A 24,910-nucleotide genomic window follows, 5' to 3' on the forward strand; every position below is an offset into this window, starting at 1 on the left:
TGGAAGTCAAATGAATAAAAAACTAATTGCGAGTATTTATCTGGCGCTGATTTTTATTGGCTCGCTATTTTTAGTCTTTGAAAAAAGTGGCGTTATTTATCCTGGTCTGATTTCCATTTGTGTTTACGCTGTCATATTTGGCGTTTTATTTACAGTCACTGCTCGTTGGGTTTTCTCTGCAATTATTACGAGTACCCTGTTTATTATCATCAAAATCTTTAACCAGTTGAAAGTTCACTATTATAAAGAGCAACTTTTCTTCACTGATATTAATTTGATGACGGATACCTCCAACTTAGGGACATTAGGTCACTATTGGTTGGCGGGTGTGGCGGTACTTGCGTTATTTATTCTGCTTATCATCAACGGTGTGATCAGCTGGCGTTTATTTACACCATGTAAACGTAAGGTATCACGCGTGGTTAGCGTGCTGATGGTCATCGTAGGTTACTTCGGGGCGAATTGGGCAAGTACGCATTACTTCGATAAATGGTCACAAACCTTACCGAAAGGGCGCGGTACAGTCACTAACTTGGTGATGACTGCACAGAATGCGAAATACAAATCACCGCATTTTGTGGGTGATGCGAGCTATTTTGAGCAAAAAGCCGCCAATATTGCTTTGGTGAAGAATGAACAGACCGAAAAGCCTGACATTCTGTTGTTATTACAAGAATCCACGGTTGATCCAAAAGTTTATGATTTACCTGCGGGAACGAAACTGCCAGAGTTATTTATGTTCCAGCAAGATGCCAATATGATTGCACATAGTCCGATGCGCGTACAAACCTTCGGTGGCGGAACATGGTTATCCGAGTTTTCTGCATTAACGGGATTAAATAGCGATGATTTCGGAGCACAAAAAAGTGGCGTGTTCTATTTTGTGGTCGATCATTTAAATAACAGCTTATTTAAAGAGATGAAAGCCAATGGCTATTACACGGTCGTCCTGACACCGTTTAATAAAGGGGCTTATCATTCAGGTCACGCTTATGAAACGTTGGGCGTTGACCGTATCATTCAGCCTCAAGAGTTAGGCTATCCCGGTAAGTTGCAAGATAATTTATGGACGATCAGCACGGAAGATATGCTGAAGTACGTGAAAGAAATTTTGGCAACAGAAACGGACAAGCCCGTCTTTATTTTTGCATTAACCATGTATGAACACGGGCCTTATAAAGAAGGGCACAGTGATGATTACGGAATTAAAGATAAGCTAGATAATAAAGATTCTGCAGGCGAATTTAGTCATTATATGGAAAAAATCGTCCACTCAGACGATGCGATTCGTGACTTTGTTTCGTTTATGGAAAAGCGCCAGCGTCCACTGATGTTCCTCTATTTTGGTGACCATCAACCGGGGATCAGTTTGGACAAGTATAAGTCCACATTATCGTCTCCTGCTTATGCGACGCAGTTTACCCTAAGAGATAATCTCAAAGCGGGTACCGCAATTAAAACGGGTGAGTTAACGGATATTTCATTCCTTGGTGGAATGTTATTGGAACGCGCGAACTTAAAAGTATCGCCATTCTATGAAGCAAACATTAAGATGCGCCATTTATGCGACGGTAAACTGAATGACTGTGAAGATAAGCAGTTGCTCGATGGTTATCGCCACTATGTTTATCATGTGCTCGGTGTCGCCAATAAAGATGAGACCAAGTAGTTTATCTCTAATTAGTGCTAGAATGTTGATAAACCATCATTTAATAACGTAAGAAGATAACGAATATGAAATATTTGGTCACGGGAAGTGCCGGGTTTATTGGTTTTAGATTGTGTCAAAGACTGTTAGAAAGTGGGCATGAAGTTATCGGTATTGATAATATGAACGCCTATTATGATCAGGGATTGAAACAGTCTCGACTGCATATTCTTGAACAATATCCGCAGTTCCGGTTTATTCATCTTGATATCACTGACCGCGAAAAAGTACTGGTGTTGTGTACTCAAGAGAATTTCGACCGCGTTATCCACCTTGCCGCGCAGGCAGGGGTGCGTTACTCATTACAAAACCCATTTGCCTATGCGGACAGTAACTTGAATGGGCATTTGGCGATTTTAGAAGGCTGCCGCCAAGCGAAAGTAAAACACTTGGTGTATGCCTCTTCGAGCTCGGTGTATGGCGTAACCGATAAAATGCCATTCACCACGGACATGTCCACCGATCACCCTATCTCATTGTACGCCGCAACCAAAAAAGCTAATGAGTTAATGGCGCACTCTTATTCGCATCTTTATCAGCTGCCGACGACTGGCTTACGCTTTTTCACCGTGTATGGTCCGTGGGGACGCCCGGATATGGCGCTGTTTAAATTCACCAAAGCTATCTTAGCGGGTGAACCTATCGATGTTTATAATAACGGCGATCTTAGCCGTGATTTCACTTTCATTGATGATATTGTCGAAGGTGTTATTCGCGTTTCAGATATAATCCCGCAAGCAGACCCGCAAAATCGTTCTGATTCGCCAGCGCAAAGCAGCGCACCTTACCGCATCTATAATATTGGTAATGGTCAGCCAGTGAAGCTGATTGATTTTATTTCTGCATTGGAAAATGCGTTAGGAAAAGAAGCCATTAAGAACTTCTTACCGATGCAAGCGGGAGATGTTTACACGACATGGGCAGACACCGAAGACCTGTTTGACGTCACCGGCTATCGCCCACAAGTTTCTATTGAACAGGGTGTTCAGGCATTTGTTGACTGGTATAAATCGTATTATCACCGTTAATACTGACCATCGATACCATAAACCACCTGTAATATCCGCAGAAGGATTTGAGAGGCAAGTTTGAAAATAGCAATCGCAGGTACCGGCTACGTCGGTCTATCTAACGCCATGTTACTGTCCCAACACCACGAAGTGGTGGCTGTCGATATCATTCCTGAAAAAGTGGCGATGCTTAACAATAAGCAATCCCCGATTATCGACACTGAAATTGAACAGTTTTTAACGGAAAAACAGCTTAATTTCCGTGCAACAGAAGATAAAGTCGAAGCCTATACGGGCGCACAATACGTGATTGTGGCGACTCCGACAGACTACGACCCAAAAACTAACTACTTCAACACCAATTCAGTGGAATCCGTTATTCATGATGTGAACAAACTGAACCCGGAAGCGACCATTATCGTCAAATCTACTATTCCAGTGGGCTTTACGGAGCGTCTGCGTGAAGAGTTCGGTTACACCAACGTGATTTTCTCCCCAGAATTCTTACGTGAAGGTCGTGCGCTGTGGGATAATCTGTACCCGTCCCGTATTGTGGTGGGTGAGCGTTCTGAACGTGCACAAATTTTTGCTGATTTGCTGTTAGAAGGTGCGATTAAGAAAGATGTGCCGGTGCTGTTCACTGACGGGACTGAAGCCGAAGCGGTTAAATTATTCGCAAACACCTTCTTAGCGATGCGTGTCGCATACTTCAACGAATTAGACACTTACGCAGAAAGCCGTGGCTTAAATGCGCGTCAAATCATTGAAGGGGTTTCTTTAGACCCGCGTATCGGCAGCCACTACAATAACCCATCATTCGGTTATGGTGGCTACTGCTTACCGAAAGACACCAAGCAGTTACTGGCGAACTACGATGATGTGCCGAATAACCTGATTAACGCGATTGTCGAGTCTAACCGTACGCGTAAAGATTTTATCTCCGATGCCATTATTGCCAAAGCACCACGTAAAGTGGGTGTGTATCGCTTAGTGATGAAAGCGGGCTCCGATAACTTCCGCGCCTCTGCAGTGCAAGGCGTGATGAAGCGTATCAAAGCCAAAGGGATTGAAGTGGTGGTTTACGAACCAGTACTGAAAGAAGACGAGTTCTTCCGCTCAAAAGTTATCCGTGACTTAGAAACGTTCAAAGCGGAAAGCGACATTATTCTGGCAAACCGTATGGTGCCTGAGCTGGATGATGTGGCAGATAAAGTCTATACCCGTGACCTGTTTGGTAATGATTAAGATTAAAATAGTCACCGATGACTTATAATGAAAATGCCCCACAAGTTGGGGCATTTTTTATTTGTATCCATTGTCATTCAGAGAGATAGCTTTCCATCACCATTCCACCTGCACCTTGAGCGACGATTTCATAAGAATCATTCGCTGGGTAAATGCGCGGTTTGATATGCGGGAAAATCGAGAGTTTTTGCTCAATGGATTTTTTGGTCATCTCAAAGAAATGGTTTTTTGGCGTGAGTGTTCCCCCGCAAACCACCACATCGGCTTGGGTAATTAATACCGCGTTGGCAATCGCGATACCGTAGTAATACGCGGCTTCTTCTAAGGCTTTAAGACACACCTCATCATTCTGGGCAAGAGCCTGAAAAATCGTGTGATAGTTAATTTCATCTTCAGATTTGACGAGTTGGTTAATGACCGAGGGTTTACCAAGCCTTAAATGTTGAATCACGCGAGATTTAATGGCGTGTAATGAACTGTACTGTTTTAAACAGCCAAATGAGCCACATTCACAACGCTGACCATTGATATCGATAGTCGTGTGTCCAAAAGCTTGAGCGGTGCTTATTGGCGTTGGGGCATATTGGTTATTGATAATCGTCGAGCTGCGAATGTCGGTGTCACAAGTGGTGAGTAAGAATCGTTGGCTATCAGAGGCGTAGCGTAAACGGTACTCTGCAAAGGCCGCAAAGCTGATCCCACTTCCTAACAGAACAAAGCAGGGAACGCGCTGGGTAATGTACTGATATAGCGCTTGAATTCGTGCGTTGTAGTCAGAGTAAGGCACTTTATCACGCTCTAAAATATGGTCGATGGCAATGCCTATCCCTAGGATTTTCTGAGTATCTAGCTGATGTTCAGCAAGTAGGTCATCGACGTTATCCAATAGATGGTCGAGCATATTTTCGGCGGTTTCGAGGTGCTCATACTTGATTTTGACTTTACCAAGAATATCTAACTTCAGATTTTGCAGAACAATTGTTGAGTAGATATCACTCATCTCAATGCCAATTAAGTAACCATCAGCTGGGTTGACGCTGTACAAAATGGGTTTGCGTCCTCCCGTTGATTCCCCAAGTTCTGACGTGGAGATTAACTGGCACTTACTCAGTTCATCGAGGAGTCTGGCACAGGTCGCGGGTTTCATATTCGCGAGGGAGGTTAGTGCCTCCGCCCGAATTGGCCCGTGATTGAGGATCAGCCGATACAGCGTTTTGAGTTTTTGAGTTTTGGAATTTTTGGATGTGCGAAATTCGTTCAATAAACGGTGTAACAATGGCTCCCCCTCCTGTTTTCGTTCGTGGTAGACCCGGCCATGTAGCTAATAGTTCAAGATTAACAGATTCACATGGCGAGTACTTTAACAGATGTCATGTTTATCAACATTTTCTCAAAATGAGATTAAGATCGCTGTTAGATTTTCTAATTACGTTATTATCCCAATCATCTTCTTTATTTGATTTGATTGCGGAGCGTATTATGCACAACACCAAAGATATCTTAGAAAGCCTGAGTTTTATCCAATCTCGTACGGATATGAAACCCACTGTTGGGATCATTTTAGGGTCTGGATTAGGTCCATTTGCCGATACGTTAGAAAATGCGGTGCATATTCCTTATAGCGAAGTGCCACATTTTGCGAAGTCTGAAGCAGTAGGTCACGCGAACGAGTTAGTGATCGGGACGATTGCAGGCAAAACGGTGGTGGCGATGAAAGGTCGTTTCCACTATTACGAAGGTTTTTCTCTGGATCAAGTGACATTCCCTGTGCGTTTAATGAAAGCGCTGGGTGTGGAAAAATTAATCATTACAAACGCCTGTGGAGCGGTGAATACTGACTTTAACCCTGGCGACCTGATGGTCATCACTGACCATATTAACCTGACAGCGAATAACCCATTAATGGGACCAAATAATCCAGAACTGGGTGTACGTTTCCTTGATGTCAGCGAAGTGTACAACAAAGAGCTGCGCCAAACGATTTTGGATGTCGCGAAGGAGCAAGGCGTGTCTCTGCGCCAAGGCGTGTATGCATGGTGGACAGGCCCAACCTATGAAACGCCGGCCGAAATTCGCATGATCAGAACTCTTGGCGCTGATGCGGTAGGAATGTCTACTGTACCTGAAGCGCTGGTGGCTCACCATTCTCAGATTAAAACTGTGGGTATTTCCTGCCTGACCAACATGGCGTGCGGCATTTTAGAACAGCCTTTAAGCCATGATGAAGTGATTGAGACCGCTGAAAAAGTGAAGGCGACCTTCTTAAAATTAGTGACTGGTGTCATCGAGCGCTTCTAACGTCAAGTTACTTAATCTCAAATTAATAGAAAGACAGTGCGGGAACGGTTTTCCTTTAGGACGTTATCGTCAAGCTGAGAATGTCACCCGCCAAACTTACTTCAAACGGAGCCTAGTATGAATATTAAGTCTCGTTTAAAGGTCATGCTTTTTCTGCAATATTTTGTTTGGGGAAGTTGGCTGGTGACATTAGGTGCCTACATGATGAAAACCTTGGATTTCTCAGGGGCTGAAGTCGGTATGGTGTACAGCTCGAAAGGGATTGCCGCTATTTTGATGCCCGGATTAATCGGCATCATTGCGGATAAATATATTCCTGCAAACCGCCTGTATATGCTTTGCCATATTATTTGTGCGGGTTCATTGTTTTACGCTGCGACGGTGGCGGATCCTTCAGTGATGTTCTGGGCAATGTTAATTAATGCGATGGCATTTATGCCGACTATTGCCTTGTCGAACACCATTAGCTACTCATCGCTAAGTCAGTATCAGCTAGACTCTGTTGCTAATTTCCCGCCAATTCGTGTATTTGGTACCGTAGGGTTTATTGCGGCGATGTGGAGCATTAGCTTACTGAAATTTGAGTTGAGCAGTATGCAACTGTATGTGGCGGGAAGTTGTTCGTTGCTGCTCGCGATGTATTCCCTGACATTACCTAAAATGGCAGTGAATAAGCAGGCTATCACCACCAGTTGGATGAGCAAGCTTGGATTAGATGCATTAGTGTTATTCAAAAAGCCGATTATGGCGGTATTTTTCCTGTTTGCGATGCTGCTGGGCGCGGTTCTGCAAATTACCAATACGTTTGGTAGCCCGTTCTTGCATGATTTTGCGCGTAACCCGCTGTATCAAGACAGTTTGATTGTTCAGTATCCATCGATTTTGCTGTCAGTTTCCCAAATGGCCGAAGTGGCATTTATTCTTGCTATTCCATTCTTTTTAAAGCGTTATGGCATTAAAACCGTGATGCTGCTCAGTATGTTGGCATGGACATTACGATTTGGTTTCTTTGCATTTGGTGACCCATCGACTATCGGTTTGATGTTCTTAATTATGTCGATGATTGTGTATGGTTGTGCGTTTGATTTCTTTAATATTTCCGGTTCTATTTTTATTGAGCAGGAAGTGGATCACCGTATGCGTGCCAGTGCTCAAGGGTTGTTTATGACCATGGTGAATGGTGTGGGTGCCTATTTTGGCGCGATATTGAGTGGATTGGTCGTTGACTACTTTAGTGTGGATGGCGTGAAGGATTGGCAGTCAATTTGGCTAGTGTTCTCGTCCTACACCGTAATATTGGCCGTGATTTTCTACTTCTCTTTCCATTATAAGCATCAACGTGAGAAACCGTTGCTGGTCGCTAAAGCGAACTAACTGTTGAGTTTGATTGAATAAAAAAAGCCAGCGAATATGCTGGCTTTAAATTGTTCTAAAAAGTGATAAATCTATTCATTGATCCAGTGACTCAAATGTACGTAGTGACTGGATTCAGAGGGACCCCATTGGGTACAGATTCAATTGACGCGCCCAATAAATTGATCAAATAACGCTCACCTCGAGACCCTTGTAAGGGTTCCCTTTGTCACTGCTTTTGTGCTAATACTGTTAGCCATCGACCTGATGATTGAAGGATTTGATATAGACAATATCACCTAACATCAGCAGAACATTGCAGTCCAATCTTTTTTGAATGGTTTATTATGTTATTAAATGAAGAAAAAATAGGGAAAAATCAGTTTAAAGGGACGAGCATCAAAGATGCAGTGTTTTCAAACTGTGATTTTTCAGGCGCTGATTTGACGGATACAGAGTTTCTCAATTGTAGGTTCTATGATAGAGATACTCAAAAAGCATGCCGTTTTAACCGTTCAATTTTAAAAGATGCCAGCTTTAAAAATTGTGATTTATCCATGGTAGATTTTAGGCATTCACAGGCTCTTGGATTAGAAATCCGAGAGTGTCTTGCTCAAGGGGCTGACTTTCGCGGTGCCAGTTTTATGAATTTGATTACGGCGAAAACATGGTTTTGCTCTGCATATATTACAAAATCGAATCTGAGTTATGCGAATTTTTCCGGGGTTATCCTAGAGAAATGTGAGCTGTGGGAGAATCGCTGGCACGAAACAACGGTTATAGGATCAGTTTTTAGGAATTCAGATCTTTCAGGTGGAGAATTTTCTTCATTTAATTGGAGTGATGCAGATTTTACGGGTTGTGATTTAACGAATTCCCAGCTTGGGGCTTTAGATATTAGACGAGTGGATTTTAGTGGCGTTAAGTTAAACGAAGACCAAATCTTTCATTTAATCGATAGCCTCGGCATTATTGTTGTGGGTAACAGTTAATGTAGCTTTATCTCGGTGATGCACCTTAACGGCACACGCTGGCAATGCGTTATTGTGCTTCACTCTGCTATGTATGAATAGTAAAAAGCCAGCGAATTCAGTGAATAAGCTGGCTTGAAGTTACTCTGAAAAGTGAATTTTATTCGATATTTTGAATCTGCTCGCGCATTTGCTCGATCAGCACTTTAAGTTCAACAGCAGAGTTAGTCACTTCACTATTAATAGACTTAGAGGCAAGGGTGTTTGATTCGCGGTTAAACTCTTGCATCATAAAATCGAGGCGACGGCCGCTGGCTTCTTTTTTCTTCAGAATATTACGTGTCTCTTTGACGTGCGCTTCCAGTCGGTCTAACTCTTCGGCGACATCAACGCGCTGAGCCAGTAAAATCAGCTCTTGCTCTAAACGATTACTGTCTACTTGGATTTGTGCATCGTCTAGCTTGCTTTGTAGACGGTCACGCTGCCATTGTAGGATTTCAGGCATATGTTGGCGAACTTTGGCAACTTCAACCAAAACACCATCCAGACGTTGCTCGATAAGGCTATGCAGCGCTGCACCTTCTGCTTCACGGCTTTGGATAAAGGCATCGATGGTTTCATCTAAGCCAGCCATTAACTGTTCACTAATCGCGTCTAAATCTTGTTCACCAGCGGACATCACACCCGGCCAGCGTAAGATTTCTAACGGATTAATTTCACCTTCGTGGCTGTAATTTTTTACCCAGTTCGCTGCGCTAATCAGCTGGCGAGCTAAATCTTCATTGAGCAGTAACTCACCACGGTGAGCACCATCTAAGTCAAAACGTAGGTTACATTCGACTTTACCACGGGTTAGACGGGAACGAAGGCGTTCACGGATAACTGGCTCTAAGCTGCGAAATTGCTCGGGTAAACGGATATAGGTTTCTAAATAACGCTGGTTTACGGAACGCAGCTCCCAAGCCGCATTCCCCCATTCACCCTTGATATCACGGCGGGCAAAGGCAGTCATACTACGGATCATAATTCGTTCCTATCATTCATTAAGATAACAGGATTATAGCGCTATGACGGATGACAGGATAGGCATTATCCGATTAACAACGTATAATACGTGCCAATTTGAGTTGATAACGGAGATAACACCATGCGCCCAGCAGGTAGATTAGCAGACCAGATGCGTCCAATAAAAATTACGCGTAATTATACAAAGCACGCAGAAGGCTCTGTTCTTATTGAGTTTGGCGACACTAAGGTGTTATGTAACGCGACCGTTGAAGAGGGTGTTCCTCGTTTCTTAAAAGGTCAGGGACAAGGTTGGGTAACCGCAGAATATGGCATGTTACCTCGCGCTACAAACTCCCGTAACCAACGTGAAGCGGCAAAAGGGAAACAAACCGGTCGTACTATGGAAATTCAACGACTGATCGCCCGTTCATTACGTGCAGCGGTTGACCTGAAAAAATTGGGCGAGCATACCATTACGCTGGATTGCGATGTTATCCAAGCGGATGGCGGTACACGTACTGCGGCAATTTCCGGCGCTTGCGTTGCATTGGTTGATGCACTGAACAACATGGTTGCTCAAGGTAAATTAGCAAAAAGCCCTCTGAAATCTATGGTTGCTGCAGTGTCTGTGGGTATCGTTAATCAAGAAGCGCTGTGTGATCTTGAGTATGTTGAAGATTCTGCGGCAGAAACGGATATGAACGTCGTGATGATGGATGATGGTCGCATGATTGAGGTACAAGGTACCGCAGAAGGCGAACCATTCAGCCATGAAGAGCTTTTAGCTCTTCTAGCATTAGCGAAAACGGGGCTAGACACCATTTTCGAAGCTCAGCGAGAAGCGCTGAAATAGATTTATTATTAAATAGGCGGCTGAAAAGTCGCCTTTTTTATGCCCGCAGTTTATTGATTAAGTTGTTTACTGATGAAGATAAACCGCAAAAGTCGTTTCAAAAAAAGACCAATACTAATTAATGAGGAGAATGACCAATGAAAGCCTATCAGCGCGATTTTATTGAACTTGCCATGAAAAAACAGGTACTGAAATTTGGTGAGTTTACGCTGAAATCAGGTCGTAAGAGTCCCTATTTCTTTAATGCGGGGCTGTTTAATACAGGGCGTGACTTGGCTCTTGTCGGTCGTTTTTATGCACAAGCATTAAAAGAAAGTGCCATTGAGTGTGATGTGATTTTTGGTCCAGCCTATAAAGGCATTCCGATTGCAACCACAACCGCAGTGGCGTTAGCAGAACATCACGATATCGATATGCCATATTGCTTTAATCGTAAAGAAGCGAAAGACCACGGGGAAGGCGGCACATTAGTGGGTAGTCCACTGAAAGGTCGTGTGGTGGTCGTTGATGATGTGATTACGGCAGGTACGGCAATTCGTGAGTCGATGGAGATCATTAAACAGCAAGAAGCAACGTTGAGCGGTGTGTTGTTGTGTTTAGATCGTCAAGAAAAAGGGAAAGGGGAAATTTCTGCGGTGCAGGAAGTGGAACGTGATTATGGCTGTAAAGTGTATTCGATCATCACAATGAGTGACTTAATTACGTATTTAGCGGAAAAAGAAGATATGCAACAGCATCTTGCTGCAATGAAAGCGTATCGTGACCAGTACGGAATTTAATTGAAAAAAAGCCCTCGCCCAATAATGGGCGGGGTGAGTAGTATAAATAAGCGGTTATTGTAACTGAGCCAAAATTAAAGGCCAGCGAGCTTCAAATTCTACCGTTGGACGGTAACGAAACTCAGAACGTACGAAACGGGACAGCATACCTTCACAGAAGGCTAATAGTTGAGAAGCTAATAGTGATTCGTCATGGATAAAACCTTGTCCATCACGGATTTTTTTCTCTTTTAATACTTGTCGCAGCTGTGATTCGATACGTTCGAATAATTGGTTAATGCGCCCTTGCAGTCTATCTTGCTCGAACATTAGCGCATGACCCGTCATTATACGCGTTAATCCAGGGTTTTTCTCAGAGAAACCTAAAATTAGCGCTAAAACCAGTTTAATCCGGACAAGTGTATCTTTTTCGTCCGCTAAAATCAGGTTGATGCGGGAAACAAGTGAATCTTCAATAAATTCAATTAAGCTGTCGAACATCTTCATTTTGCTTGGAAAATGACGATATAGCGCAGCTTCTGAAACACCGACTGTTGCAGCGAGTTTTGCCGTTGTAATACGCTGGCTGCCATCGCTACTTTCTAACATTAACGCAAGAGCCTGTAAAATCTCATCACGTCTGTTACGTTTTTGTATTGTATTCTCTGCCATGTCTGATAAGACCCCTGCTAAAACAGCAAGACAAACTATCCAAAATTTCGCTCTGAGTAAAGTCACACTCAGAATAAAACAGATTTAAAATATGTAGAGATTATAACCAAATCTAAGCCATTCACGAGGTGAAGAAATACCGTACTGATTGTTTTTATTCATAAATATAGGCGCTTGTAGGACGCCTATATTCGGTATTTCAACGTGAATAGGTTCGACTTATTGGCGACCAGAATGACCGAAACCGCCTTCACCACGCTCTGTCGCGTCAAAGTCATCCACAATATTGAATTGCGCCTGAACAACAGGAACAAATACCATTTGTGCCATACGCTCACCCGGTTCAACGGTGAATGCTTTATCGCCACGGTTCCATACAGACACCATCAGTTGGCCTTGGTAGTCAGAGTCGATTAAACCGACTAAGTTACCCAGTACAACGCCATGCTTATGACCTAAACCTGAACGTGGCAGGATCACTGCGGCAAGTTGCTCGTCTGCAATATGGATAGCTAGACCCGTTGGGATCAATTCAGTTTGACCCGGTGCTAAATCGATAGGTGCATCAAGACATGCACGTAAATCTAAACCCGCAGAGCCAGTGGTCGCGTAAGTTGGCAGTGGAAACTCGTTCCCAATACGGGCATCAAGAATTTTCAGATCGATTTTTTTCATAACGTTGGAGTATCTCGTCAAGTAAATGGTGGCTTAATTCAATTTTACTACTGTGTGGTAATCGAACATCGCCGTGGGCATCAAATAGATGTAGTGCATTGTTATCACTATTAAAACCATTATCCGCTAAGGAAACGTCATTCGCACAAATTAAATCAAGTTGCTTTTGTTGGCGCTTTCGTCGTGCATATTCTTCGACATTTTGGGTCTCTGCCGCGAAACCGACTACATAAGGGCGATTTTGCGCCAGTTTTCCTACACTTGCCACAATGTCAGGATTTTGTACAAGGGTAATGGAAACTTCATCCCCTTGTTTCTTAATTTTATTTTCAGCGACGGTTTTAGCTCGGTAATCTGCAACCGCAGCACAGCCGATAAAAATATCTTGCTCAGTAATAGACTGGTGTACTTGTTCGTACATCTCAAGGGCGCTCGTCACGTTAATGCGGTTTACACCATTCGGTGTTGCCAGATTAACAGGGCCAGCAATGAGAGTGACATTCGCTCCACGTTCACTGGCGGCTTGCGCGATGGCAAAACCCATTTTTCCAGAACTGTGATTACTGATAAAGCGTACAGGGTCTAAATCTTCACGGGTTGGGCCTGCCGTAACCATGATTGAAATCCCGTCTAGATCTGAACGGGATTGCTGACCTAAACATGATTGAAAATGCTGGCTAGCTAATTTCACAATCGATAATGGGTCAATCATGCGCCCAGGACCCACATCACCACATGCTTGACTGCCTTCATCAGGGCCCCAAATCATACACTGGCGTTGTTGCAGTCTGATTAAATTATCCTGTGTTGCTGCTGCGCGATACATTTGTTGATTCATCGCAGGCACGACGGCAATAGGCGCCGCAGATGCAAGACAAACCGTCGTGAGTAAATCATTCGCCATGCCAGCGCTTAATCGTGCGATTAAATCGGCAGTGGCAGGCGCTAAAATAATTATATCAGCCCATTTTGCCAATTCAATGTGACCCATTGCGGCCTCAGCGGCAGGGTCTAGCAAATCATCAGCGACCGGATAACCGGAAACGGCTTGCAACGTGAGTGGTGTAATGAACGCTTTTGCCGCAGGTGTCATGACAACACGTACAGATGCCCCTTCATCACGCAGTCGGCGAGTGAGTTCAGGAATTTTATAAGCGGCTATTCCACCACTGATACCAAGAACAATTCGCTTACCTAATAATGAGTTAACTGAAGTTTGTTGAGTCATGGTCTCTGTCCGATTTGGTCAACATGGGGGGCATCTTACCATATCAATGAGCTTGGTGAGAGAGCCGATTTTGTATCCCGATGCTATTTTTGCGAAGCGCTACGCAAAGGACAGCTTAGACGATTGGCGTTTGCGGATTCGTTAGCTAAAAAGAGGGCAACGACGCGAAAGGAGGTTGGTCGATGCATGAATACACGGAGCTTTTACCGCGAGAAAAAATGCTCGCATACGGCGCTGCTTCATTATCAGATATAGAGCTATTAGCCATTTTCTTACGTACAGGAACACGGGGTGAATCTGTTTTACAACTTGCTGAACGGTTACTTTATGAGTTTGGTTCACTCTATTTATTAGTGCAAGCCGACTATAAGAAGTTAATTGAATGCAAAGGTGTGGGAAATTGTAAATTGACGCAATTGCAAGCTGCAAGTGAGCTGGCGAAGCGCTGCTTCTCTATGCAAGTGTTGAGCCCTGATATTATAAATAACCCTAACGCATTGAAATATAAGTTAATTGAACTATTCTCAGGGCAGGAGCGTGAGGTGTTTATAGTGCTATTTCTCAATAACCAACATCAGGTTATTTGCCATGAAGAAATGTTTAAAGGGACGATCAATCGTGTTGAAGTGCATCCGCGAGAAATTCTTCGGTTTGCAATGAGAATGAATGCGAGTGCGATAGTGCTTGCCCATAATCACCCATCAGGAAACCCTGAGCCAAGTATGGCTGATAAGTATGTGACTGAGAAAATTCAGAGTGCTTGTGACATGATGGGGATTAAATTACTTGATCATTTTGTGGTTGGACACAAATCTTGTACCTCATTTGCTGAGCGCGGATGGCTGTAAAATCATTTTTTTGACTAAAAAATGACAACTTTTGCTGTGTTGGGCTTGAGTGAAAACGATTGAAAGCGTATACTACGCCACCTTTAAGGATCTCGGGTTTGACGAGAAGAGCCTATCTCAGTAAATTTTTTTGCTAAGATAAAGATATTTTGTTGATCACTTAAAAGTTTGCTGAGATGGGCTCCTAAGCCTGACGAGGCAGTCAAGCCCAGAACAAAAAAGCTCGAGCTGATTAGATTTTTGGAGAATAGACATGTCACGAGTCTGCCAAGTTACCGGCAAGCGTCCAATGAGCGGTAACAACCGTTCACACGCATTAAACGCGACCAAACGTCGTTTTTTGCCAAACCTGCACTCTCACCGTTTCTGGGTTGAGTCTGAGAAACGTTTCGTAACACTGCGTGTATCTGCTAAAGGTATGCGTGTTATCGATAAAAAGGGTATTGATGCTGTTCTTGCTGAACTGCGTACCCGCGGTGAGAAGTACTAAGGAGCTAAAAAATGGCTAAAGGTATTCGCGAGAAAATCAAGCTGGTTTCTTCTGAAGGTACAGGTCACTTCTATACCACTACGAAGAACAAGCGCACAATGCCAGAAAAACTGGAACTGAAAAAATTCGATCCAGTTGTTCGTAAGCATGTGATCTACAAAGAAGCAAAAATCAAATAATTTTGCTTTCTGCGTACGAAGAACCCAGCTTAGGCTGGGTTTTTTTATGTCAAAAATTAGCCATAAAGTGGCTATCCACTGGGATATTGATTAAAAACTATAACCATTAATCTGAACGTAGTAACATATTCAGTATTCATGGAATTAATAACGCATTTTATTGTCAAATATCCATATCAATTTATCTACTAGACCTGATTAAGAGCTCCTGGTGAAAAAACAGTATAAAAAAATTCTTGTAATCAAGATGCGGTTTCATGGTGACATGCTACTGACGACGCCTGTTATCAGCTCATTAAAGCAAAATTATCCTGATGCCCAGATTGATGTTTTGCTTTATCAGGACACCATTCCCATTTTGTCGGAAAACCAAGAGATCCATACACTATATGGTATGAAAGGCAAGAAAAGTGGTGGTTTGAGCAAAGCCTGCAACTTTTTAAGTCTGCTGTTTAAATTACGTCGTAATCAATATGATTTGGTCGTTAATCTTGCTGACCAATGGATGGTTTCGTTACTCGTTCGCGCCATTCCCGCAGAAACTAAGATTTCGCACGATTTCGGACATCGTGATTCGAAATTTTGGCGAAATAGCTTTACGCATCTCACTCCCCCTGAAGGCGAACATGTTGTTTTAAACAATCTTTCTGTATTAAAGCCGTTAGGGATCCAAGAATTCAAAACAGACCTAACCATGTCTTATGCGGAAGATGATTGGAAAAAAATTGATCAAAGACTGTTAGAGCTTGGCGTTCACAGTAGCTATGTTGTGATCCAGCCAACCGCCCGACAAATTTTTAAATGTTGGGATAATGAAAAATTCTCAGCTGTCATTGATGCATTGCAGTCTCGTGGCTATCAAGTGGTATTAACATCGGGCCCCAGCAAAGAAGACTTAGCGTGTGTGAATGAAATTGCGGAGAATTGCCAAACCAAGCCAACGACTGAGCTTGCAGGAAAAACATCCTTCCCTGAACTAGGTGCATTAATTGCACACGCCGCTCTTTTTATTGGCGTCGATTCTGCACCGATGCATATTGCTGCCGCGGTTAAAACGCCCATCGTGTGCCTATTTGGCGCCACAAACCATATTTTCTGGCGTCCATGGAGCGATAATGTGGTGAAATTCTGGGCAGGAGATTATGAAAATATGCCACCTAGAGATGAACTAGACCGCAATAAAAAATATCTCTCCGTGATCCCTGCGAGTGATGTGATTGAAGCAACGGAGCAAATGCTGCCGATGAATATGCGCTCAATGATGGGAAGGTACTAAGATGGTATTGGCATTTTGTCTGTATAAATATTTTCCCTTTGGTGGGTTACAACGCGATTTTTTACGTATCGCGACGGCTTGCCAAGCTCGCGGACACCATATTCGTGTTTATACCCAGTCATGGGAAGGTGAGCGTCCAGAACAGTTTGAAATTATTATTGTTCCTACCAGTTCAGGCACTAACCATGGACGAAATGCCCAATATTGTGAATGGGTAATGGCACATCTGAAGCAACATCCTGCTGATAGAATCGTTGGCTTTAATAAAATGCCTGAGCTTGATGTTTATTTTGCTGCGGATGTTTGTTATGCGCAAAAAGTGGCTGAAGAAAAAGGCTTTTTCTATAAGTTGACTCCGCGCTATAAACATTATGCTGCTTTTGAAAAAGCGGTCTTCCAGAAAGGAAAGGCAACGCAGCTAATGATGCTTACCCCCCATCAAATTGCTCATTTTGAAAAGCATTATGGAACTGAAAGTGGCCGTTTTCACATGCTGCCACCGGGTATAGCCGTTGACCGAAAATATGACCAACAGATTGCAGATGCTAAGCGTATTTATCGAGAAAAGAATCAAATTCCCGAATCTGCATTTTTGCTGCTTCAAGTTGGGTCCGATTTTAAACGTAAGGGAGTTGATAGAACTCTCAAAGCGATGGCGGCACTGCCTGAAAGTATCAGGATTAACACATTATTAATGGTGGTAGGGCAAGACAAACCCGCTAAATATCAAAAACTCGCAGAAACGTTGGGGATTGCTAAACAGGTTTCATTTTTTAGCGGGCGCAATGATATTGCGGAGCTAATGGCCGCTGCGGATATTTTGATGCATCCGGCTTACCAAGAAGCGGCTGGAATTGTCCTGCTTGAAGCGATTGTTGCTGGATTACCAATTATAGTCACTGAAGTGTGTGGTTATGCGTCGTTTATCGACAAAGCCCAATGTGGCGTGGTGGTCAATGAGCCGTTTGAACAGACGGTTTTAAATCAGGCTTTATGCGATAGTCTGCAAGATACACAAAAACGAGCTCAGTGGGTAAACAATGCTAAATACTATGCGGATACAGAAGATCTGTATAGTTTACCGGAAAAAGCGGCCGATATTATTTTAGGATGCTCTAATGGTTGAGTTAAAAGCACCTTTTAACGAATTATGGAAAGATAAAGACCCATTCGTTGAAACAGATAAACTGGATGGTGAAGTTTTTCGTGCATTGGAAACGCGCAGAACATTGCGTTTTCAGCTTGATGATAAAAGCTATTTTATTAAGATTCACTATGGCACGACGCTAAAAGAGGTTTTGAAGAATTTATTTTCATTCCGTTTACCTGTTTTAGGTGCTGACCGGGAATGGAATGCAATTCATCGATTGACCGAAGCGGGTGTTGATACCATGAACGGACGTGCTTTCGGGCAAAAAGGGTGGAACCCACTTCGACGTCATTCATTTATTATCACTGAAGATTTAACTCCTACGGTAAGTTTAGAAGATTACTGCGCTAATTGGACCACTCAACCGCCTAAATTCAAAACTAAGCAAATGTTGATCCGGCGAGTTGCCGAGATGGTACGTAAGATGCATCGCATCGGTATTAACCATCGCGACTGTTATATTTGCCATTTCTTACTGCATCTACCGTTCACGGAAAATCTGCAAGATTTAAAAATCTCAGTCATCGATTTGCATCGCGCACAGCTACGGTCATCAGTTCCTACCCGCTGGCGAAATAAGGACTTAATTGGTTTATACTTTTCATCCCTAGAAATCGGTTTAACTCAGCGAGATATTTTCCGATTTATGAAGGTTTATTTTGAAATGCCGCTGTGTGAGATTTTGAAGAAAGAGCAACGATTAATACGAATCTCTGAGCAAAGAGCAGAAAAAATTCGCCAAAGAAGTTTAAAATATCGTTTATAAAAGATACTCAATATTAGCATCATAGACAGTTATTCAAACATTGTGATTGATTAGGTAAAAGGTAACGACATGATAAACAATGATATGATTAAATCATTGATAAAAATAAACGATAATCAAAGCAGTGAAGATAGTTATTTTCACATTGGCTATGGTGTTGATGAGAAGTTTTTATACGGTGTCGGTACGTCAATTGCATCGGTTCTTCTCAATAATCAAGAAACAAATTTCCATTTTCACCTTTTTGTCGATAATTTGCCTGATGAAAAACTATTTCGTGGATTAGTCGAAAATACACCACATAAGTTAACTATCTACTTTATTGATAACGAAAAATTTAAGCAGTTGCCGCTTCCATCTAAAGCATGGAGCCATGCAATTTATTTTAGGTTACTCATTATTTCATATCTTTCGGATACCATTGATAATCTGCTATATCTCGATGCTGACATCATTTGTAAAGGCAATATGGCAGAGTTAAAGACTTTAAAATTTGATGAAAATACCTTTGTTTATGCAGTGAAAGATAAATTCTGCAGTGAAAAACAGCGTTTATCGATCGATATGAGCAAGTATTTTAACTCAGGTTTTTTATATATGTCTCTCAAGTATCTGGCTGAAAACGATATTCCAAACAAGGTTATTGAGTTAGTTGAAAAAAATGATTTTTCACATCCAGATCAAGATGCATTAAACGTATTGCTCAGCGATAAGCTCATCAATATTAGTGAAAACTATAATTATATGTTTTCTCTTGATTGGTATATTACGAGCAAGGGGCATCTGGCTAAGATCCCAGACAGCGTAGTTTTTATTCATTTTGTGGGGTTAACCAAGCCTTTCCATGAGTGGGCAAATTTTTATGAAGAGTATGATTATTTAGAACGTGCTCGTAAAAATTCACCATGGAAGAATATACCGTTATTAAAACCGGAAGGTTATAAGCAGCTATCTCGTAAGAAATCGCATCTCAGAAGAAATGGTAAATATCTTCAGTTTATTGTGACGACAATTCAATACTTAATGAAAAAAGCCTCTCATTAAGTATTACATCAAAAAGGCCATCAGTATTGATGGCTTTTTTGTGTCATTTTTTCACCAAAACGTTATTTATCAAGATAGCAGTAAGTATGTTGTACAAAATAAAGATATCTAAGAAGATAAATTCAAATAGACAATAGACTAAAAAATAGCCGATGGATGACACAAATATACCGACGTTAAGGATACCTTTTTTTTGTTTAAAACTACGTAGAAGATCTTTCATGTTGACAATGAAAGCTGCACAAAATAGAAATAATCCAATATAGCCAATATTGTATGCAATATTCAGGAAAAAAGGTTCATCATTATTGTGAGTCATCATTTTTTTCTTTTCTGAATAGCCTGATGCACTTTTGATAGGTTTTACATTATGGTCATTCAAGTAATTATTATAAGCTACCCCGCTATATCCAATTCCATGTAAGTTATTTTCTATACTATTCATGATAAGTGGATAACGAACATCAATAATTTGATCTCTGCTTGATGTGATATTGTTCGCATTAATAGTTTGGTTAACTTTATTCTTTACTTGGGGGATTAAGGAATAAGAAGTATAAAGTGTGGCGGATAACAGTAGTGAAAAAATTAGACTGTAAGATAAAAATCTCTTTAGGCTAGGTGATAATAGTAGCAATATCAATGCAGATTCAACGACGATAGCTAATGCTCCACCGCGGCTGCCAGTATAAAGAATAAAAATAAACCCTATAATAGAGAGTAAAAATAAAATTATTTTAAAAGAAATGCTCTTCGATGTAAAAAAACCCGTTAAAACAAATGGAAAAATGAGGGTAGCGTAATGAGCAAACCCATATCTAAGCTGAAGATACATCGGCATATCACTACCCTTTATAATTTTTAAAACCGGCGTAATAAAAAGAATAAAGACTAAGGTAGAAATCAGGGCATATGTAATGACTTTCTGGGATTTACTTTGTTTACTCTGAAATACAATCAAAAATAACGTAATAACAATAATATAACGCCAATCCTCAAATATCGCTTTAAGTGCATCTGCGGTAAAACCTGAATATGTAAAGAAGGCTGCACAAAATAAGCACCAAGCTAAAAAAACGAACAAAAATTTTCGACCTTTAATGAGTCGACTTAGCCCACTAAGTACGTTGATTTTTTTTGTTGTGGCGGTATAGGCAACAAATAAAAAAAGCAGTACAGTGGAAATGTTTAGAATACCTTGTGTATCGTTAGTAAACATCCCAATTATCATTACAAAAAGTAAGAAAAAGGGAGCTTGTGTACTGAGTTTATGGATTGTTTTCACAAAGTTACCTGTTATTGAAATTTGTATATTTCTAGTGATTCTGTTTTATTAAAAGTTAAGACTTATTCTTTTTACGTAAAGAAAGATAAATCTCTAAAAGACAAATCTGAAGCCGTTCTTTATAGGATAAATATTTTTTAAATAAACTTATGGACTGCTTTATTTGAAAAACTTCAAATTTTGATAATTTTTCTCCAGTATTTTTGGATATTGACTTTTTCAGTAAATGAAATGCTTCTGACTGTGATTTTGCCAACATTTTTGTCACTAGAGGGCCTTTAGTTAGAGCAATAAATGACAGTGTAGCCATAACATAAATAAGACTATTAATATCACTCCGTCTAAAGGTTTGCGTGATACTAGTTTCATTCACTCGATAATGAATCAAGGTTTTATTGATACTGTAGATATTTTTACTTTCTAAATAAAGAAAGGGAGTGGTTGCCATGTCTTCATACAAAATTCCGGCAGGATAATGAACACCTACCTCTTTAAATAGAGTACTTCGATATACCCTTGACCATGCAAACCATTTTTTATTATTAAATACAGGCATTAAATCATGGTAGGCCGTTATTTTCACAGCACCAGAAAAGTTGCTGGTTTTTATTTCATTTTTTATATCTGGATGTGAATTTTCGAACTTTAGTGTGTCAAATTCAATGAGGTCATAATTTGATAATGATATTACTGGTTTGATTTCATTATAAAATTGACTATTCAGAAAATCATCAGCATCTAAGAAGGCAACATACTCTCCTGAACTCAGGGATATCCCATGATTTCTTGCTTTTGAGAGCCCTCCATTTTCTCTTTTTACATACAGTATATTTAGATGAGTATATTGGCTGATTTTATTAAAAATAACCTGCTCGCTACTATCTGTTGAACCATCATTGATGATAACTAATTCTACTTCGTTATCCATAAACGAAATAACTGAAGACAAACATTCATCAATATATTTTTCGCTGTTATAGCATGGAACAATAATAGATAACTTAATGTTTTTCATCGAAAAATGCCAATATGTAATTATTAACTGTTACGAGGGTGAACGTCATTCATATAGTTGCGTCAATAAACCCAAATAGAATATTTACTCGGTCACCCTTGTTAGTAAGATTTATCAATCTGTGCTCTTTGATTAATAGGGCTTATGGTATAACAATGGTTATCCATGTTATAGGGGTAATATGTGATTATTAACCAAGTTTTTCGCCAAATTGAGAGTGAACCATGCCAGAATTGCCCGAAGTTGAAACCAGTCGCCGAGGTATTGAGCCACATTTAGTCGGCAATACAATTAGTTATGCCGTTGTGCGTAATGAACGGTTACGTTGGCCAGTAAGTGAACAAATCATGCGTTTATCTGATGAAACCGTGATAAGTGTTCAACGCCGGGCAAAATATCTGCTTATTGAACTGCGAAAAGGATGGATTATTGTCCATTTAGGAATGTCTGGCAGTGTGCGAATTTTGACGGAAGAATTACCAGAAGGGAAACATGACCATGTAGACCTTATCTTGCGTGATGGTAAAGTACTACGCTACACCGACCCTCGACGCTTTGGCGCATGGCTTTGGTGCGATGATTTAGCGTCCAGCTCCGTTCTTGCTCATTTAGGCCCGGAACCTCTCTGTGATGAATTCAATCCTAAATATCTCTTTGATTTAGCAACTAAACGTAAGGTTGCGGTCAAACCTTGGTTGATGGACAACAAAGTTGTTGTTGGGGTAGGGAATATCTACGCTAATGAAGCGCTTTTTGCATCAAGAATCTCCCCAGAAAAGCTGACTAACGCACTGACACTCAATGAAATTACCGAACTGGTTACGCAGATTAAAAAAGTGCTGCAACGTTCAATAGAGCAAGGTGGAACCACTCTAAAAGACTTTTTACAGTCAGATGGAAAACCGGGTTACTTTGCTCAAGAGCTGTTTGTGTATGGAAAAAAAGGCGAGCCGTGCTCAGTGTGCGGAACCCCGATTGAAAGCATTAAACAAGGACAGAGGACAACCTTTTATTGCCCTCAATGTCAGAAGTAATTGCTAGATTTTGTTGAGTTTTTTCAACATAGCATCCGCAACAACAGGCGGTAAAAACGACGAAATATCTCCATCATGAAGCGCGACATCTTTAATTAATGAGGATGAAACGAAAGATAAGCTTTGTGATGGAAGTAAAAATACCGTTTCTAGCTCGGGAACAAAATGGCGGTTCATATTAGCCAGCTGCCACTCATATTCAAAATCCGCCACTGAACGTACGCCACGAATTAAAATATTTGCATTATTTTTCTGTGCAAAATTCGCCATTAATTCAGAAAAACCAACCACTTCAACATTTCCTAAGTGAGCGGTAACTTGTTTTGCTAGCTCAACACGCTCTTCCAGATTAAACATAGGGCTTTTGCGTTGACTGTTTGCGATAGCGAGTAAAACGTGGTCAAACATCGCAGCAGCACGAGTGACGATATCGACGTGTCCAGAGGTAATCGGGTCAAAGGTTCCCGGATAAATAGCTTTATGGGTCATGATATTGCTATCTCTTTGTTTATTATTGCTTATCCTAATATATCGATAGGAATAAGTGACGGTGAAATCCACATTAACGGCAATTGCGCTCTCTTGCAACAATCACTGATAGGTATGCATTTATTTTAAGTCTCATTTTAGGCACAGATTCTACACACTTTCAGTAATGGTTTATGGTAAGATACCGCCAATTTTGGTAAGTGAATCAGATCGAATGTTATTGCGTGTATATCAGATACTTCTTTATCTCATCCAGCCATTAATTTGGATACGCTTATTATTGCGTAGCCGTAAAGCCCCTGCGTATCGCAAACGCTGGGGGGAACGCTATGGTTTTTGTAGTGGAAAAGTTGTTCCTAAAGGCATTTTATTACACTCAGTTTCTGTGGGCGAAACCCTTGCAGCGGTACCGTTAGTTCGTGCACTGCGCCATCACTACCCATCACTCCCTATCACGGTGACAACTATGACTCCAACCGGGTCAGAGCGTGTTCAGTCGGCATTTGGTGACGATATTAGTCACGTTTATCTCCCTTATGATTTACCCGGCTCCATGAGCCGTTTCCTTAATCAAGTTGATCCTAAACTGGTGATTATTATGGAAACGGAACTCTGGCCAAATATGATCAACCAGCTGCATAAGCGTAATATTCCATTAGTTATTGCGAATGCTCGGTTATCTGAACGCTCTGCTGCGGGTTATCAAAAGCTCGGTAGTTTTGTGAAGCGTATGCTACAGAATGTCACGATGGTGGCTGCTCAGCATCAAGAAGATGGTGAACGTTTTATTCAATTAGGGTTAAGACGTAAGCAGTTAGAAGTGACGGGGAGCTTAAAATTTGATATTTCCGTTACCCCTGAACTGGCCGTTAAAGCGATTACGTTACGTAGGCAGTGGGCCGCACATCGTCCAGTATGGATTGCGACAAGTACCCACGAAGGTGAAGAAGCCATTGTTTTGCAAACTCACCAACAGTTGTTGAAAAAATTTCCTAATTTATTACTTATTTTAGTCCCAAGGCATCCTGAACGTTTTGCAAAAGCGGAAGAACTGACACAAAAAGCAGGGCTAAGCTTTATTCGTCGTAGTAGCGGCGTTATCCCATCTCTAGAAACCCAAGTGGTTATTGGCGATACGATGGGAGAGTTGATGTTGCTGTACGGAATTGCAGATATTGCTTTCGTTGGCGGGAGCTTAGTTGAAACGGGCGGTCATAATCCACTTGAAGCAGCTGCGCATGCATTGCCTGTTTTGATGGGGCCGCATACCTTTAATTTTAAAGATATTTGCGCTAAGTTAACCCAAGCCGATGGGTTGATCACTGTGACAGATAGCGAATCGTTGGCTCAAGCCGTTATGAGTTTACTGTCTGATGAAGATTATCGGCTGTATTATGGTCGTCATGCAGCGGAAGTATTGCATGAAAACCAAGGCGCATTACAGCGTTTACTTAAGTTATTGCAACCTTATTTACCTCCAAGAGAACAGTAATATTCAGCAAAAATATTGATAACTTGAATATTACTACAATGAGTAATGACAATTTCTCTCATT

At 41.4% G+C, this 24,910-nt stretch carries 25 protein-coding genes; 17 read left to right on the forward strand and 8 right to left on the reverse strand.

The window, feature by feature from the left end; all coding sequences use genetic code 11:
• The first annotated feature begins 10 nt into the window (after nt 1-10).
• The 3 genes from PR799_RS12050 to PR799_RS12060 all read left to right on the forward strand — a co-directional run bounded on the left by PR799_RS12050 (nt 11) and on the right by PR799_RS12060 (nt 3,963).
• Nucleotides 11-1,669: an LTA synthase family protein gene (locus PR799_RS12050; protein ID WP_272522162.1), complete on the forward strand. Its 1,659-nt coding sequence runs from the start codon at nt 11-13 to the stop codon at nt 1,667-1,669.
• A 65-nt stretch (nt 1,670-1,734) separates the two neighbouring features.
• Nucleotides 1,735-2,736: an NAD-dependent epimerase gene (locus tag PR799_RS12055; protein WP_154628039.1), complete on the forward strand. Its 1,002-nt coding sequence runs from the start codon at nt 1,735-1,737 to the stop codon at nt 2,734-2,736.
• A gap of 60 nt (nt 2,737-2,796) precedes the next feature.
• Entirely contained in the window at nt 2,797-3,963 is a 1,167-nt protein-coding gene (locus tag PR799_RS12060) for a nucleotide sugar dehydrogenase (protein ID WP_272522164.1), read from the forward strand.
• A 73-nt stretch (nt 3,964-4,036) separates the two neighbouring features.
• Here the strand turns inward: PR799_RS12060 and PR799_RS12065 are convergent, their stop codons facing one another.
• A complete protein-coding gene (locus tag PR799_RS12065; RefSeq protein ID WP_272522165.1) occupies nt 4,037-5,239 on the reverse strand; it encodes an ROK family protein in 1,203 nt (400 codons plus the stop codon).
• Between the two features lie 203 nt (nt 5,240-5,442).
• Between PR799_RS12065 and PR799_RS12070 the strand changes: the two genes are divergently transcribed.
• The 3 genes from PR799_RS12070 (at nt 5,443) to PR799_RS12080 (ending at nt 8,606) form a co-directional block, all read left to right on the forward strand.
• Nucleotides 5,443-6,261, forward strand: a complete 819-nt coding sequence (locus tag PR799_RS12070; RefSeq protein ID WP_036950708.1) for a purine-nucleoside phosphorylase — start codon at nt 5,443-5,445, stop codon at nt 6,259-6,261.
• Between the two features lie 117 nt (nt 6,262-6,378).
• Nucleotides 6,379-7,635: a nucleoside permease gene (locus PR799_RS12075; RefSeq protein ID WP_154628032.1), complete on the forward strand. Its 1,257-nt coding sequence runs from the start codon at nt 6,379-6,381 to the stop codon at nt 7,633-7,635.
• Nucleotides 7,636-7,961: 326 nt separating this feature from the next.
• On the forward strand, nt 7,962-8,606 hold the full coding sequence (locus tag PR799_RS12080) for a Qnr family pentapeptide repeat protein (protein ID WP_272522167.1): 645 nt from the start codon (nt 7,962-7,964) through the stop codon (nt 8,604-8,606).
• A 139-nt stretch (nt 8,607-8,745) separates the two neighbouring features.
• Here the strand turns inward: PR799_RS12080 and PR799_RS12085 are convergent, their stop codons facing one another.
• On the reverse strand, nt 8,746-9,609 hold the full coding sequence (locus PR799_RS12085; protein ID WP_132497006.1) for a YicC/YloC family endoribonuclease: 864 nt from the start codon (nt 9,607-9,609) through the stop codon (nt 8,746-8,748).
• A 123-nt stretch (nt 9,610-9,732) separates the two neighbouring features.
• On the opposite strand from PR799_RS12085, the gene rph reads away from it, so the two are divergent.
• Together rph and pyrE are read left to right on the forward strand one after the other, a co-directional pair.
• Nucleotides 9,733-10,446 carry a ribonuclease PH gene (gene rph, locus PR799_RS12090; RefSeq protein ID WP_036950714.1) on the forward strand — a complete coding sequence of 238 codons (714 nt, stop codon included), beginning with the start codon at nt 9,733-9,735 and terminating at the stop codon, nt 10,444-10,446.
• A gap of 137 nt (nt 10,447-10,583) precedes the next feature.
• Nucleotides 10,584-11,225, forward strand: coding sequence for an orotate phosphoribosyltransferase (gene pyrE, locus PR799_RS12095; protein ID WP_154628029.1), 642 nt, complete (start codon nt 10,584-10,586; stop codon nt 11,223-11,225).
• Between the two features lie 54 nt (nt 11,226-11,279).
• Here pyrE and slmA read toward each other — a convergent pair whose 3' ends face one another.
• The 3 genes from slmA to coaBC all read right to left on the reverse strand — a co-directional run bounded on the left by slmA (nt 11,280) and on the right by coaBC (nt 13,779).
• Nucleotides 11,280-11,876 (reverse strand): nucleoid occlusion factor SlmA, encoded by a 597-nt coding sequence (gene slmA / locus PR799_RS12100; protein ID WP_154628028.1) that lies wholly within the window; start codon nt 11,874-11,876, stop codon nt 11,280-11,282.
• Nucleotides 11,877-12,095: 219 nt separating this feature from the next.
• A complete protein-coding gene (gene dut, locus PR799_RS12105; RefSeq protein WP_154628027.1) occupies nt 12,096-12,551 on the reverse strand; it encodes a dUTP diphosphatase in 456 nt (151 codons plus the stop codon).
• Nucleotides 12,523-13,779: a bifunctional phosphopantothenoylcysteine decarboxylase/phosphopantothenate--cysteine ligase CoaBC gene (coaBC, locus tag PR799_RS12110; protein WP_272522171.1), complete on the reverse strand. Its 1,257-nt coding sequence runs from the start codon at nt 13,777-13,779 to the stop codon at nt 12,523-12,525. Before coaBC ends, dut begins: the two co-directional genes overlap by 29 nt.
• 182 nt (nt 13,780-13,961) lie before the next feature.
• Here coaBC and radC point away from each other — a divergent pair, with 182 nt between their 5' ends.
• The 7 genes from radC to PR799_RS12145 all read left to right on the forward strand — a co-directional run bounded on the left by radC (nt 13,962) and on the right by PR799_RS12145 (nt 19,532).
• Nucleotides 13,962-14,627: a RadC family protein gene (radC, locus tag PR799_RS12115; protein ID WP_272522172.1), complete on the forward strand. Its 666-nt coding sequence runs from the start codon at nt 13,962-13,964 to the stop codon at nt 14,625-14,627.
• A gap of 253 nt (nt 14,628-14,880) precedes the next feature.
• On the forward strand, nt 14,881-15,117 hold the full coding sequence (rpmB, locus tag PR799_RS12120; RefSeq protein WP_004265123.1) for a 50S ribosomal protein L28: 237 nt from the start codon (nt 14,881-14,883) through the stop codon (nt 15,115-15,117).
• 11 nt (nt 15,118-15,128) lie between these two features.
• Nucleotides 15,129-15,296, forward strand: coding sequence for a 50S ribosomal protein L33 (rpmG, locus tag PR799_RS12125; protein WP_004265124.1), 168 nt, complete (start codon nt 15,129-15,131; stop codon nt 15,294-15,296).
• Nucleotides 15,297-15,507: 211 nt separating this feature from the next.
• A complete protein-coding gene (gene rfaQ, locus PR799_RS12130; protein ID WP_272522174.1) occupies nt 15,508-16,572 on the forward strand; it encodes a lipopolysaccharide core heptosyltransferase RfaQ in 1,065 nt (354 codons plus the stop codon).
• Between the two features lies 1 nt (nt 16,573).
• Complete coding sequence (locus PR799_RS12135) at nt 16,574-17,698, forward strand: glycosyltransferase family 4 protein (protein WP_272522175.1); 1,125 nt, start codon at nt 16,574-16,576, stop codon at nt 17,696-17,698.
• A complete protein-coding gene (gene rfaP / locus PR799_RS12140; RefSeq protein ID WP_272522177.1) occupies nt 17,691-18,488 on the forward strand; it encodes a lipopolysaccharide core heptose(I) kinase RfaP in 798 nt (265 codons plus the stop codon). The genes PR799_RS12135 and rfaP overlap by 8 nt, the downstream gene beginning before the upstream one ends.
• Nucleotides 18,489-18,557: 69 nt before the next feature.
• Nucleotides 18,558-19,532, forward strand: a complete 975-nt coding sequence (locus PR799_RS12145; protein ID WP_272522178.1) for a glycosyltransferase — start codon at nt 18,558-18,560, stop codon at nt 19,530-19,532.
• Between the two features lie 43 nt (nt 19,533-19,575).
• Here PR799_RS12145 and PR799_RS12150 read toward each other — a convergent pair whose 3' ends face one another.
• Both PR799_RS12150 and PR799_RS12155 read right to left on the reverse strand, forming a co-directional pair.
• A complete protein-coding gene (locus tag PR799_RS12150; protein WP_272522179.1) occupies nt 19,576-20,817 on the reverse strand; it encodes an O-antigen ligase family protein in 1,242 nt (413 codons plus the stop codon).
• A gap of 55 nt (nt 20,818-20,872) precedes the next feature.
• On the reverse strand, nt 20,873-21,832 hold the full coding sequence (locus PR799_RS12155) for a glycosyltransferase family 2 protein (protein ID WP_272522180.1): 960 nt from the start codon (nt 21,830-21,832) through the stop codon (nt 20,873-20,875).
• 224 nt (nt 21,833-22,056) lie between these two features.
• On the opposite strand from PR799_RS12155, the gene mutM reads away from it, so the two are divergent.
• Nucleotides 22,057-22,866 (forward strand): bifunctional DNA-formamidopyrimidine glycosylase/DNA-(apurinic or apyrimidinic site) lyase, encoded by an 810-nt coding sequence (mutM, locus tag PR799_RS12160; protein ID WP_272522182.1) that lies wholly within the window; start codon nt 22,057-22,059, stop codon nt 22,864-22,866.
• Nucleotides 22,867-22,869: 3 nt separating this feature from the next.
• Here mutM and coaD read toward each other — a convergent pair whose 3' ends face one another.
• Entirely contained in the window at nt 22,870-23,355 is a 486-nt protein-coding gene (gene coaD, locus PR799_RS12165) for a pantetheine-phosphate adenylyltransferase (RefSeq protein ID WP_154603309.1), read from the reverse strand.
• A 214-nt stretch (nt 23,356-23,569) separates the two neighbouring features.
• Between coaD and waaA the strand changes: the two genes are divergently transcribed.
• Nucleotides 23,570-24,847, forward strand: a complete 1,278-nt coding sequence (gene waaA / locus PR799_RS12170) for a lipid IV(A) 3-deoxy-D-manno-octulosonic acid transferase (RefSeq protein ID WP_272522183.1) — start codon at nt 23,570-23,572, stop codon at nt 24,845-24,847.
• The last annotated feature ends 63 nt before the right edge of the window (nt 24,848-24,910 follow it).

The organism is Providencia sp. PROV202 (assembly GCF_028479565.1).
Taxonomy (GTDB): domain Bacteria; phylum Pseudomonadota; class Gammaproteobacteria; order Enterobacterales; family Enterobacteriaceae; genus Providencia; species Providencia zhijiangensis.